Raw genomic sequence first — 13,184 nt, forward strand, 5'->3', positions numbered from 1 at the left:
CATCTTTTCATATACCTAATTTCGCCGCCCGCGAGAGACGTCCGCGTTCTCGCTGGGGCCGTCCGCCCCCCCCGCCCCCCCCGCCGACGATAGAGGCGCGGAGCCCCGTGGCCGTGACGACGGTTCGGTGGAGGGGCACCGGGTGCTTATTGCTCATCTGTTGCAGTTAGCATGGGTGGGCAAGGGGAGTTCGGTCGGGCTGAGGCGGCGATGGGTGGATATGTGATTCGCGTGGCCGGGGACGGCGACGTGGACGAGGCCCGGGCCGTCATGCTGGACACCGTGTACCGCGACCTGCGCTCCGGGTACGTGCCCCGCTGGCACGCCGACATCATCGACCCGGTCGCCCACTACCTGCGCCCCGAGCGGTGCGTGCTGCTCGTCGCCGAGCACCGGGAGAGCGGTGAGATCGTCGCGACCGGCGCCGTCCGTGACCGAGGGCCCGCCGCCCCGCCCAACCCGCAGTGGGTCGCCGACCGTTTCCCCTCCGGGTCCACCGCCCAGCTGTGCCGGATCTACGTACGCCCCGAGCACCGTAGGAACGGACTCGCGCGGGAGCTCGTGCGGGAGCTGACCGACTTTGCGGCCGGGGTCGGGGGGTACGAGGCGCTGTACCTGCACACCGATCCCGCCGTGCCGGGCGCCGAGCCCTTCTGGCGGTCGATCGCCCAAGAGGTGTGCGACGAGCGGGAGTTGGCGGGCGGTGGCCAGGGCATCGTGCACTTCGAGCTGCCGCTGACCGCGCCGGTTCCCGCGTACGCGCCCGTCGGCTGATGCGGCGCCGCGGCTTTCTGCTGGCGGCGGCCGGGATCGGGCTGACGTCCGCCTGTGGTTCGTTCACCGGGACCGCGCGGCGCGGCCGGATCGCCGTCGACCTCGCCTTCGCGCCCACCCAGGGCCTCTCCCCGTACAGCGACGACGGGCTGCTGCTCAGCCGGCTCGCCGTCGTCGACGGGCTCACCCGCATGGACACCTCCGGTGTCGTGCACCCCGCGCTCGCCGAGAAGTGGACCCGTACGTCCGCCACCACCTGGGAGTTCACGCTGCGCGACGCCCGGTTCCAGGACGGCGGGCGGGTCACCGCCGAGGCAGTTGAAGGGGCGCTCACGCGGGCGGGGAAGGCCAAGACGCAGCCGCGCGTGCTCAGCGACATGCGGCTCACCGCGCGCGCCGCGGGGGAGCGGACCGTGCGGATCACGACCGGCACCGCCGACCCGCTGCTGCCCGCACGGCTCGCGAACCCGTCGCTCGCGATCTTCTCCCCGGCCGCCTACGGGAAGGGGGAGCGCGTCGATCCCGTCGGGACCGCCACCGGGCCGTTCGCGCTGACCGAGGTGAGCGGGGCGGTGTCCGCGACGCTCGACCGCTTCGACGGGCACTGGCGCGGCAAGGCGGCGGCGCGCGGCCTCGACGTGACCTTCGTCGCCGACAACAACGCCCGTGCCAACGCGCTGCGTTCGGGCCAGATCGAGATCGCCGAGTTCGTGCCCGCCGCGCAGGCGCTCGTCCTCGGCGACCGCGCACGGGAGGTCGCCACCGTGCGCACCACGACCCTGTACCTGAACACGCGGACCGGTCCGCTCGCGGACGCCGGGCTGCGGGCCGCCGTGCGGGAGTCCGTCAACACCTCCGCGCTCGCGCGCAGCGTGTACGAGGGGTACGCCACGCGGGGCACGGGCCTGCTGGGCCCCGGTTTCGCCTGGGCCGACGGGAAGCAGCTCCCCGTCACGGGCCGCGCGGAGGCGGCGAAGCCGCGCGGGCAGGCGCTCACCCTCGCCACGTACACCAACCGGGCCGAGCTGCCCGAGGTCGCCGCTGCGCTCCAGCAGCAGCTGCGGCGCGCCGGGTTCGCGGTGCGGCTCGTCGTGAAGGACTACGCGCGCCTCGAATCGGGCGCCCTGGACGGGGAGTACGACGCGTTCCTGATGTCCCGGTCCACCGCGCTCGACACCGGCGACCCGGTCTCGTACTTCGCCTCCGACTTCACCAGCGGGGGCAGCTTCAACATCTCCCAGCTGAGCGACCGCGGTGTGGACGCCGTCGTGCGCGAGGCCGCCGGGCTCGAAGGCGCGGCGCGGCACCGGGCCATGCTGCGCGCCGAGGCCGCGATCCTCGGCACCGACGCGGCCGTGCCGATCGTCCACGAACAGCATCTTCAGGGCGTCGGGGCCGGGGTGCGCGGGGTCGTCCTCGACCCCTATGAACGACAGTTCGTCGGCTTGGAGACGAGCGCCTGATGCCTCGTGCCCGCAACAACCGGATGAACCTCTCCGTGGCGGTGGGCCGGGTCGGCGCCGCCGCCGGGCTGCTCGTGCTCACCGCGCTGCTTCCCTGGCTGACCCGTACCGACCCCGCGCTCACCGTGCTGCACGCGCGCTACGGCGACGCGCCGACGACGCCGAAGCAACTCGCCGAGGTGCGCGGTCAGCTCGGCCTGGACCAGGGCCCGTTCACGTTTCTCGGGCAGTGGGTGCGGGGGCTCGCGCACGGGGACCTCGGCACGTCGTGGGTGACCGGCGCCGATGTCGCCTCCGACGTGGGCTCCGCGTTCTGGGTGTCCGTGTCCCTCATGGCGTACGCGATGGTGGTCGCGGTCGTGCTCGCGGTGGCGCTCTGCGTGCCGACGCTCCGGCGCGCGCGGCCCGAACCGGCGCACGAGGTGGGCGCGGGGGTCCTCGCCGCGCTCCCCGAGTTCCTTCTCGCCTCCGTCCTCGCGACGCTGTTCGCCGTGCACCTCGGCTGGTTCCCGGCGCAGGGCTGGGCCTCGCCCGCCTCCGCCGTGCTGCCCGCGCTCGCCCTCGGCATCCCGGCGGGGGCCGTGCTCGGGCGGCTCGGCCAGGACGCGCTGCCCGCCGCGTTCGCCGAACCGTGGGTGCGTACGGCGCGGGCGAACGGTCTGCCGCGCTCGCGGATCGCCCGGCACGTGGCGCGGCGCGCGCTGCCCGCGGTGCTGCCGCAGGCGGGGCTCACGGTGGTCGGGCTCACCGGGGCCGCGGCCGCGGTGGAGGCGGTCTTCGCGATTCCGGGGCTCGGCGGCACGGCCGTCGCGGCCGCGCTCGACCTCGACCTGCCGCTCCTCCAGGGCTGCCTGGTGGTGCTGCTCGCGCTGGGTGTGGTGGCGGCGGTGCTCGTCGGCCTCGGGCGGCGCCGACTGCTCGGGCCCGCGCTCGAAGCGGGTGCGCTCCCGGGGCTCGCGATGGTGCCGGGGGTCGGGCGCGGGCGGCTGTACGCCGCCGGGGCGCTGGCCGCCGCGCTGCTCGTCGTCATCGTGTGGGGCCTGACCCGCGACCCGCTCCAGGTCGACCTGGCCGCCCGGCTGTCCGGGCCCTCCGGCGCCCACCCCTTCGGCACGGACGCGCTCGGCCGTGACGTCCTCGCCCGGCTCGGCCACGGGGCGCTGCGCACGCTCGCCGTCGCGGCGGCCGTCTGCGCCGTGTGCTTCGTGGTGGGCGTCGGCCTGGGCCTGATGCGGTGGACCGCGGGGCTCACGGAGGTCGCCAACGCCATGCCGGCGATCCTGGCGGGCCTCCTTGTCACCGGGCTTTTCGGGGCGGGGGTCGAGGGGGCGGCGGTCGCAGTCGCCGCGGTCGGCTGGGCGCCGCTCGCCGCGCACACGGCGGCCGTCGCGGAGGCGGAGCGGGGGGCCGGGTACGTCGAGGCGGCGGTGGCCTCCGGCGCGGGGCGGTGGCAGGTGTTGCGGTGGCACGTGTTGAGCGCGGTCGTTCCCACGGTGGGGCGGCATGCGCTGCTGCGGCTCGCTCCGACGACCCTGGCGCTCGCGTCCCTCGGTTTCCTCGGGCTCGGTACGCAGCCGCCCACGCCGGAGTGGGGGCGGCTGCTGATGGAGAACCTTCCGTACGCGGAACGGGCGCCGTGGTCGGTCCTCGCCCCCGCGGTGGGCCTGGCCGGCGTGGGCGCGATGGTGGTCCTGGCCTCCGCCGGTGCCCTTGGGCGGAAACGTTGACCGGCCACGGGGCTCCGCCCCGGACCCCGCTGCTCAATCGCCGCAGGGGCTTGGAAGGCCTGCTCGATCGCCGCAGGGGCTTGAAAGATCGCCTCAATCGCCGGCGGGGCTTGATCTATCAAGCCCCGCCGGCGATTGAGGCGATCAAGCCCCTGCGGCGATTGAGCAGCGGGGTCCGGGGCGGAACCCCGCAACCGCAACCACGGTGCCGGGTACAGTGAAGGCGTCGTCAGTACGTACGCGGAGCCGGAGCCGCCCGGTACCTCCGTGTACCGCGCCACCCCGCTCCCCGCAGGGAGAGGCCTCCGCCCCACCATGAACATTCGCCGCAGCGCCGCGCTCGTCGCCGCGACCGTCGCCATCGGCGCCATGGGCGCGCAGGCCGCGACCGCGGACAGCGCCTCCCCCTCGCCGAAGAAGGTCGTCCCGTCGGGCCTCTACGGCAAGGGCGACCCCACGTACGACGGAGTCTGGCGGCAGTCCCTCGCGCTCGTCGCGCAGGACACGGTGGGCGTCAAGCCCGCACAGAAGGCGGTCGACTGGCTGGCCGGTCAGCAGTGCGAGAACGGCGGCTTCGCCGCCTACCGCGCCGAACCGGGCAGGGCCTGCGACAAGAAGACCAAGATCGACAGCAACGCCACCGCGGCCGCCGTCCAGGCACTCGCCGCGGTCGGCGGCCGGGACGGCGAGGTCGCCGCGGGCGTCGAGCGGCTGGTGAAGACCCAGAACCTGGACGGCGGCTGGGGCTACAGCCTCGGCATGGCCAGCGACGCGAACTCGACCGCGGTCGTGCTCGGCGCTCTCGCCGCCGCGGGCAAGGACCCGGCCAAGGTGACTTCGCACCACGACAAGACCGGCACCGACGCCCTCGCCTCACTCGCCCTCCCCTGCGCCAAGGGCAAGGACGGCGGCGCCCTCGCCTACCAGCCGGACAAGAAGGGCGAGCTCGCCGCCAACGCGGACGCCACCGCCGCCGGTGTGCTGGGCGCCCTCGGCACCGGCTTCGCGCCGGACAAGGGCAAGGCCCCGGACGCGTACACCTGCGAGGACGGCAAGAGCGCGGAGGCGATCGCGCACAACGGCGCCGTCTACCTCCAGAACCAGCTCGACACCCACCTCTACCTGAAGTCCCAGCTGGCCGGCTCCACCGACCAGCCCGACTACGGCAACACCGCGGACGCGGTCACCGCCGTCGCCGCGGCCGAGGGCATCAAGGCCACGAAGGACTCGTACACCTGGCTGGAGAAGAACGCGAAGGGCTGGGCCGCGCAGACCGGGCCCGCCGGCTACGCCGAGCTGATCTTCGCCGCGCACGCCACCGGCAACGACCCGCGCGACTTCGGCGGCACGGACCTGGTGGCCGCCCTCAACAAGACGGGCCCGGAGCCCGCCTCCACGAAATCGTCCGCGTCCGACTCCGACGAGAAGAAGGACGACGGCGGTGGCGGCGCCAACTGGTGGATCATCGGCGTGATGTTCATCGCCGCCGTGGGCGCCGGTTTCCTGCTCAGCGGCCGCAAGAAGCAGCAGCCGTGACCGCGCGCCGGTCGGCCGGCCTCGGCGGGCTCGTCCTCGGACTGCTCGTCGCGCTGCTCGCCGTGACCGTCGCCCCCGCGCAGGCCGCCGGGTACCGCTACTGGTCGTTCTGGGAGCGGGACGGCGGCCAGAAGACATGGACGTACGCGACGGCGGGCCCCTCGCAGACCAAGCCGTCGGACGGCGACGTGCAGGGCTTCCGGTTCGCGGTGAGCGCCGACTCGAAGGACGCGACGCAGCCGCGCGGCAGCGCCGGCTTCGACGCGATCTGCGAGGACACTCCGGCCGATGGCGGCAAGAAGCGCGTCGCGCTCGTCATCGACTTCGGCACGGGGGTCGACGCCCCGTCGCCGGAGACCCCGCCGAAGCCGCGCACCGCGTGCGCGCGGGTCGCCGAGGACGCGACGAGCGCCGACGCGCTCGCCTCCGTCGCGAAGCCACTGCGCTACGACAGCAGCGCGATGCTGTGCGCGATCTCGGGCTACCCGAAGTCGGGCTGCGGCGAGCAGGTGTCCAAGGAGACCTCCGGCAAGACGCCCTCGACGCCCTTCGCGAAGGATTCCGCCTCGCAGTCCGACGGCGACGACGGCGGCCCCTCGGTCGGCCTCATCGCCGGTGTCGCCGTGGTCGTCGTGCTCGGCATCGCGGTCGGCGTGCAGGCCCGACGCCGACGCCGCTGACACATGACCGCCTCCCAGCTCCGCGCCCCTCGGGCGCACCGCTCCAACTCCCTGCACCCGGGCGCCTGGTGGATCTGGGCGCTCGGCCTCGGCACGGCCGCGTCCCGCACCACGAACCCGCTGCTGCTCGCGCTGCTGATCGGCGTCGCCGGATACGTGGTGACGGCGCGCCGCACGGAGGCACCGTGGGCGCGTTCGTACGGGGCGTTCGTGAAGCTGGCGCTGGTCGTGCTCGGCATCCGCCTGGTCTTCGCGACGCTGCTCGGCTCGGCGATCCCGGGCACGCACCTCCTTTTCACACTGCCCGAACTGCCGCTGCCGGACTGGGCGCAGGGGGTACGGATCGGCGGCCCGGTGACGCTCGAAGGCCTCGTCTTCGCGCTCTACGACGGCCTGAAGCTCGCCACCCTCCTCATCTGCGTGGGCGCCGCTAACGCGCTCGCCTCCCCGTCCCGGCTGCTCAAGTCACTGCCGGGCGCGCTGTACGAGGCCGGGGTCGCGGTCGTCGTGGCGATGACGTTCGCCCCGAACCTGGTCGCGGACGTCCGCAGGCTGCGGGCGGCGCGACGCCTGCGCGGCCGCCCGGACAGCGGCCTGCGCGGTCTGCTCCAGGTCGGCCTCCCGGTCCTCGAAGGAGCACTGGAGCGTTCCGTCTCACTCGCCGCCGCGATGGACGCACGCGGCTACGGCCGCACCGCCGAGGTGCCGCCCGCCGTGCGCCGCGCCACGGCCGCGCTCACGCTGGGCGGCCTCATCGGGGTGTGCGCGGGAACGTACGGCCTGCTCGCGGCCTCCGGATCCGGGTACGGGCTCCCGGTACTCCTCGCCGGGGTCGCCGCGGCGCTCGGCGGGCTCTGGCTCGGCGGGCGCCGCACGGTACGCACCCGCTACCGGCCCGACGTGTGGGGCGTACGGGCCTGGCTGGTCGCGGCGTCCGGTGCGGTGGCCGCGGCGGCGCTGATCTGGACCGGCACCCAGGACCCGGCGGCCCTCCAGCCGCCGGTGGTCCCGCTCGCGGCGCCGGAACTGCCGCTGTGGCCTGCGGCGGGCATCCTGCTCGGCCTGCTCCCGGCCTTCGTCGCACCCGCTCCCGACAGGCCGATTCCCGACAAGCCGACGGAGGCGTCGTCATGATCCGCTTCGAGAACGTCTCCGTGACCTACGACGGCGCGCCGCGCCCCACCGTCCACGGCATCCATCTCCACGTGCCCGAGGGCGAGTTGATGCTCCTCGCGGGCCCGTCGGGCGTCGGCAAGTCCACCCTCCTCGGAGCGGTGAGCGGCCTCGTCCCGCACTTCACCGGCGGCACGCTGTCCGGTCGCGTCACGGTGGCCGGCCGCGACACCCGCACCCACAAACCCCGCGAACTCGCCGACGTCGTCGGCACGGTGGGCCAGGACCCGCTCGCGCACTTCGTCACGGACACCGTGGAGGACGAACTCGCGTACGGCATGGAGTCGTTGGGCCTGTCCCCGCCGGTCATGCGGCGCCGCGTGGAGGAGACCCTCGACCTCCTCGGCCTCGCCGACCTGCGCGACCGCCCGATCTCCACGCTCTCCGGCGGCCAGCAACAACGCGTCGCGATCGGCTCCGTCCTCACGCCCCACCCCCAGGTCCTCGTCCTCGACGAACCGACATCCGCCCTCGACCCAGCAGCGGCGGAGGAGGTCCTCTCGGTCCTGCAACGCCTGGTCCACGACCTGGGCACGACGGTCCTCATGGCCGAACACCGCCTGGAACGCGTCATCCAGTACGCGGACCAGGTGGCGCTGCTGCCGGGTGCCGGTGAACCGTTGCTGGTGGGCGACCCGGCGGCGATCATGACCGTCTCCCCGGTCTACCCCCCGGTGGTGGGCCTGGGCCGCCTGGCGGGCTGGGACCCGTTGCCGCTGACGGTGAGAAACGCGAGGCGTGCGGCAAGCGGCTTGAAGGAACGACTGGCCGAGCGCCCATTTAAAGCCCCTGCGGCGCGCGAACCGCGAGGCCGGGCGAATCAAGCCCCGCCGGCGATTGAGGCGCGGGGTCCGGGGCAGAGCCCCGCGACCGCAACCACTCTGGCCGCAACCAAAAACCTGGGCGTACGCAGAGGCCGTATCGAGGCACTACGTCACATAGACCTCCAGGTCACCACCGGCGAGGTACTCGCCCTGATGGGCCGCAACGGCGCCGGCAAATCCACCCTCCTCTCAACCCTGGTCGGGCTGATCAAACCAACCTCCGGCACGGCCACCGTCAGCGGCACCGTCCCCCACAAGACCACCCCCCGCGACCTCATCCGCAAGGTGGGCCTCGTCCCCCAGGAACCCCGCGACCTCCTCTGCGCGGACACGGTCGCCGCGGAGTGCACGGCGGCGGACAAGGACGCGTCCGCCACCCCCGGCACCTGCCGCGGCCTGCTCACCGACCTGCTCCCCGGGATCTCCGACGACACCCACCCCCGCGACCTCTCCGAGGGCCAGCGCCTCACCCTGGCCCTGGCGATCGTGCTGACGGCGGCCCCGCCGCTGCTCCTGCTCGACGAGCCGACCCGCGGCCTGGACTACGCGGCCAAGTCCCGCCTCGTCGCGATCCTGCGGAACCTCGCGGCCGAGGGCCACGCCGTCGTCATGGCGACGCACGACGTGGAACTGGCGGCGGAGCTGACCCACCGCGTGGCGATCCTCGCGGACGGCGAGATCGTGGCGGACGGCCCCACCCCCGACATCGTCACGTCGTCCCCGTCCTTCGCCCCGCAGGTCGCGAAGATCCTGGCGCCGCAGCGCTGGCTCACGGTGTCCGAGGTCGAAGAGGCCCTGAAATGACATTCAAGCCGCGGGCCGGAGCCCCGGGGCCGCTCGACCGCCAGGCCAATCCGGTCCGCCTGGGCCCCCGCTCCATCGCCGCCCTGCTCCTGGTCAGCGCCGTGGGCATCGTCGGCATCGGCTGGCCGCTGATCACCGGGCCCGGGTCCGAGGTGAACGCGCACGCGCAGGACGCTCCCTGGCTGTTCGCGGCGCTGCTCGTGCTGCTGGTCGCCGTGGTGGCGGCCACGATCTCGGAGTCCGGCATGGGCCCCAAGGCGGTGGCGATGCTCGGCGTGCTGGCCGCCGCGGGGGCGGCCCTGCGTCCCATCGGGGCGGGCACGGCCGGGCTGGAGCCGATGTTCTTCCTGATGGTCCTGAGCGGCCGCGTCCTCGGCCCCGGCTTCGGCTTCGTCCTGGGTTCCCTCAGCATGTTCACCTCGGCGCTGCTGACCGGGGGCGTGGGGCCGTGGATGCCGTTCCAGATGCTCTCGATGGGCTGGTTCACGATGGGCGCGGGGCTGTTGCCGGGAGCGCACACCCTGCGCGGCGGGGCCGAGCGCGTGATGCTCGCCGCCTACGGCTTCCTCGCCGCGTTCGCGTACGGCACGCTCATGAATCTCGCGGGCTGGCCGTTCATGAACGCGCTGGCCTCCTCCGTGGCGTACCAGCCGGATGCCGCGCTGCACGAGAACCTCGTGCGCTTCCTCGCCTACTGCGCGGCCACGTCGCTCGGCTGGGACCTGGGGCGTGCCGCGCTCACCGTCGTCCTGACGCTGGTCGTCGGAGGCGCCGTCCTCAAGGCGCTGCGCCGGGCCACGAGGCGGGCAGCCTTCGAGGCCCAGGTCACATTCGACGAGCCGCGGGCGTGAGGCCACGCACATGACCCACGTCACGTACTAAGCGGGACCGTAGCCAGATGGGGCCCCTTCGCCCACTCCCCCCCCACCCGACACAACGGACATTTAACCCATAACCCATAGAGTCCGACTTCTCTTAGTAAAAGCGCACATTGCTTTCACTCCTCGGTCTTTGTTTCTGTGGAGCAACCGCAAGGCACTACGCCCTGCCACTCCCTGCCTCCCACGGAAGGTTCCGTTTTGACCGCCACGCTCCTGCGCCGCATTGCCACTCCGAAGAACGCCATCGCCGGTGTCACCCTCGCCGCCGCGACAACCGGTCTCCTCTTCGCATCGGCCCCGGCCCAGGCCGCGTCGACGTCGGGCTCGGCGAAGGCCATCGCCCAGCAGAAGATCTCGGACTCGGCCCAGTTCAGCTGCTTCGACAAGATCGTGTCCCAGGAGAGCGGCTGGAACCCGAACGCGACGAACGCCTCCACCGGTGCGTACGGCCTGGTCCAGGCGCTTCCGGCCAACAAGATGGCGTCGTCCGGTTCCGACTGGAAGACGAACCCGGAGACCCAGATCGACTGGGGCATCAAGTACATGAACGACCGCTACGGCAGCGCCTGCGGCGCGTGGAGCCACTGGCAGTCCAACGGTTGGTACTGAACCGGCACCGGCCCATTAAGCCCCCGCGCCTCAATCGCCGCAGGGGCTTAATTAGGGTTACAGCCGCTGGATGATCGTGCCGGTAGAGAGCGCCCCACCCGCACACATCGTAATGAGCGCGAACTCCTTGTCCCTGCGCTCCAGTTCATGCAACGCCGATGCAATCAACCGCGCTCCCGTCGCCCCCACCGGATGCCCGAGCGCAATCGCCCCACCGTTCACGTTCACCTTCTCCAGGTCCTGCTCGAAGACCTGCGCCCAGCTCAACACCACCGACGCGAACGCCTCGTTGATCTCGACGATGTCGATGTCCTTCAGGGACATCCCCGCCTTGCCGAGCACCGCCCGCGTCGCATCCACCGGCCCGTCCAGGTGGAAGTGCGGATCGGCCCCGACCAACGCCTGCGCCACGATCCGCGCGCGAGGCCGCAACTTGAGCGCCCGCGCCATCCGCTTCGACGCCCACATGATCGCGGAGGCCCCGTCGGAGATCTGCGAGGAGTTGCCCGCCGTGTGCACGGCCGTCGGCATCACCGGCTTGAGCTTCGCGAGGCCCTCCATACTCGTGTCACGCAGCCCCTCGTCACGGTCGACGAGCCGCCACATACCCTGCCCCGCGGCCTGCTCCGCCTCCGTGGTGGGCACCTGCACCGCGAACGTCTCGCGTTTGAAGCGCTCCTCGGCCCAGGCGGTGGCGGCCCGCTCCTGGGATATGAGACCGAGCGAGTCCACGTTCTCCCGGGTCAACTCCCGCTTGCGCGCGATGCGTTCCGCGGCCTCGAACTGATTGGGCAGGTCGACGTTCCACTCGTTGGGGAACGGCTTTCCCGGCCCGTGCTTGGACCCCGAGCCCAGCGGCACCCGCGACATCGCCTCGACACCGCACGAGATGCCGACGTCGATGACGCCCGCCGCGATCATGTTCGCGGTCATGTGCGAGGCCTGCTGCGAGGAGCCGCACTGACAGTCGACCGTCGTCGCGGCCGTCTCGTACGGCAGGCCCATCGTGAGCCAGGCCGTGCGCGCCGGGTTCATGGACTGCTCGCCTGCGTGCGTGACCGTGCCGCCGACGATCTGCTCGACGCAGTCCGGCTGGATGCCGGTGCGGCCGAGGAGTTCGCGATAGGTCTCGCCCAGCAGATAGGCGGGATGCAGATTGGCCAGCGCGCCGCCGCGCTTGCCGATCGGGGTGCGTACGGCTTCGACGATGACGGGCTCGGCTGCCATGACCTACGTCCTCTCCAGGATTCCCGGACCAGCACGATCTGCGCGCGCACGAAACTAGAACGCGTACCAGTTCTACTTGCAGTCTCATCGCCCTTACCCCCGGTACGCAAGGGGCGTGCACGCACAACGCACCGAACCAACACGACCGTGGGCCTTGCCACTTCTAGAACCCGTTATTACCTTCGCAGCGAGACCTGACGGATCGTCAGACCACTACGGGAGTGACCCCATGCCGTGCCCCGCGCTGCCCGACGGGTTCGACTTCACCGACCCCGACCTCCTCCAACACCGCATTCCCCACCCGGAGTTCGCCCAGCTCCGCCAGGCCGAACCGGTCCGCTGGATCCCGCAGGAACACGGCATATCCGGCTTCGACGACGCCGGCTACTGGGCCGTGACCCGGCACGCGGACGTCAAATACGTCTCCACTCACCCGGAGATCTATTCGTCCAACATCAACACCGCCGTGATCCGCTTCAACTCCTCGATCGAGCGCGACCAGATCGACGTACAGAAGATGATCATGCTGAACATGGATCCGCCCGAGCACACCCGGGTACGCCAGATAGTGCAGCGCGGGTTCACTCCGCGCGCCATCCGGTCCCTCGAGGAGAAGCTCCGCGACCGCGCCGGCGCCATCGTCGCCGAGGCGGTCCAACAGGCGGGCCCGGACGGCGCGTTCGACTTCGTCACGAACGTCGCCGTCGAGCTGCCGTTGCAGGCCATCGCCGAGCTCATCGGCATCGAGCAGAAGGACCGCTCCAAGGTCTTCGACTGGTCCAACAAGATGGTCGCGTACGACGACCCGGAGTACGCGATCACCGAGGAGATCGGCGCCGAGGCCGCCATGGAGATCGTCGGCTACGCGATGAACCTCGCGGCCGACCGCAAGAAGTGCCCGGCCAAGGACATCGTGAGCCAGCTGGTCGCGGCCGAGGACGAGGGCAACCTGTCCTCCGACGAGTTCGGCTTCTTCGTGATCCTGCTCGCCGTCGCCGGCAACGAGACGACCCGCAACGCCATCACCCACGGCATGCACGCCTTCCTCACCCACCCCGACCAGTGGGAGCACTACAAGCGGGAGCGCCCGAGCACCACGGCCGAGGAGATCGTGCGCTGGGCGACCCCGGTCGTCTCCTTCCAGCGGACCGCCACGCAGGACACCGAACTCGGCGGACAGAAGATCAAGGCGGGCGACAGGGTCGGCCTCTTCTACTCCTCCGCCAACCACGACCCGGAGGTCTTCGAGAACCCGGACACCTTCGACATCACCCGCGACCCCAACCCGCACCTCGGCTTCGGCGGCGGCGGCCCGCACTTCTGCCTCGGCAAGTCCCTGGCGATCCTGGAAATCGACCTGATCTTCAACGCCCTGGCCGACGCGGTACCGGATCTGCGTCTCGTGGGAGACCCCCGCCGCCTCCGCGCGGCATGGCTGAACGGCGTGAAGGAGCTTCAGGTCAGTACTTGACGAGGGGCGGCGGCA

11 protein-coding genes are annotated in these 13,184 nt (G+C 72.1%); 10 read left to right on the forward strand and 1 reads right to left on the reverse strand.

From position 1 onward, the window contains the following. Positions 1-171: 171 nt before the first annotated feature. The 9 genes from ABT004_RS24795 to ABT004_RS24835 all read left to right on the forward strand — a co-directional run bounded on the left by ABT004_RS24795 (position 172) and on the right by ABT004_RS24835 (position 10,471). A complete protein-coding gene (locus ABT004_RS24795) occupies positions 172-774 on the forward strand; it encodes a GNAT family N-acetyltransferase (protein ID WP_451193635.1) in 603 nt (200 codons plus the stop codon). Beyond that, entirely contained in the window at positions 774-2,237 is a 1,464-nt protein-coding gene (locus ABT004_RS24800; RefSeq protein ID WP_351340844.1) for an ABC transporter substrate-binding protein, read from the forward strand. The genes ABT004_RS24795 and ABT004_RS24800 overlap by 1 nt, the downstream gene beginning before the upstream one ends. Then, positions 2,237-3,964: an ABC transporter permease subunit gene (locus ABT004_RS24805; protein ID WP_451193638.1), complete on the forward strand. Its 1,728-nt coding sequence runs from the start codon at positions 2,237-2,239 to the stop codon at positions 3,962-3,964. Before ABT004_RS24800 ends, ABT004_RS24805 begins: the two co-directional genes overlap by 1 nt. A gap of 315 nt (positions 3,965-4,279) precedes the next feature. Next, the gene (locus ABT004_RS24810) at positions 4,280-5,500 is read left to right on the forward strand and encodes an SCO2321 family membrane protein (RefSeq protein ID WP_351340847.1); all 1,221 of its coding nucleotides are present in this window, start codon (positions 4,280-4,282) and stop codon (positions 5,498-5,500) included. Next, positions 5,497-6,180, forward strand: coding sequence for an SCO2322 family protein (locus tag ABT004_RS24815; protein WP_451191196.1), 684 nt, complete (start codon positions 5,497-5,499; stop codon positions 6,178-6,180). Before ABT004_RS24810 ends, ABT004_RS24815 begins: the two co-directional genes overlap by 4 nt. A gap of 3 nt (positions 6,181-6,183) precedes the next feature. Further along, positions 6,184-7,314: an energy-coupling factor transporter transmembrane component T gene (locus ABT004_RS24820; RefSeq protein ID WP_351340848.1), complete on the forward strand. Its 1,131-nt coding sequence runs from the start codon at positions 6,184-6,186 to the stop codon at positions 7,312-7,314. Next, positions 7,311-8,981: an ABC transporter ATP-binding protein gene (locus tag ABT004_RS24825; RefSeq protein WP_351340850.1), complete on the forward strand. Its 1,671-nt coding sequence runs from the start codon at positions 7,311-7,313 to the stop codon at positions 8,979-8,981. The genes ABT004_RS24820 and ABT004_RS24825 overlap by 4 nt, the downstream gene beginning before the upstream one ends. Then, positions 8,978-9,832, forward strand: a complete 855-nt coding sequence (locus ABT004_RS24830; RefSeq protein WP_351340852.1) for an ECF transporter S component — start codon at positions 8,978-8,980, stop codon at positions 9,830-9,832. Before ABT004_RS24825 ends, ABT004_RS24830 begins: the two co-directional genes overlap by 4 nt. 228 nt (positions 9,833-10,060) lie before the next feature. Then, on the forward strand, positions 10,061-10,471 hold the full coding sequence (locus ABT004_RS24835; protein ID WP_351340854.1) for an aggregation-promoting factor C-terminal-like domain-containing protein: 411 nt from the start codon (positions 10,061-10,063) through the stop codon (positions 10,469-10,471). 57 nt (positions 10,472-10,528) lie between these two features. Here ABT004_RS24835 and ABT004_RS24840 read toward each other — a convergent pair whose 3' ends face one another. Then, positions 10,529-11,698, reverse strand: coding sequence for a steroid 3-ketoacyl-CoA thiolase (locus ABT004_RS24840; protein WP_351340857.1), 1,170 nt, complete (start codon positions 11,696-11,698; stop codon positions 10,529-10,531). 229 nt (positions 11,699-11,927) lie between these two features. On the opposite strand from ABT004_RS24840, the gene ABT004_RS24845 reads away from it, so the two are divergent. Further along, complete coding sequence (locus ABT004_RS24845) at positions 11,928-13,169, forward strand: cytochrome P450 (RefSeq protein ID WP_351340859.1); 1,242 nt, start codon at positions 11,928-11,930, stop codon at positions 13,167-13,169. Positions 13,170-13,184 lie beyond the last annotated feature (15 nt).

The organism is Streptomyces sp. NPDC002790, from assembly GCF_040295505.1.
Lineage (GTDB): Bacteria > Actinomycetota > Actinomycetes > Streptomycetales > Streptomycetaceae > Streptomyces.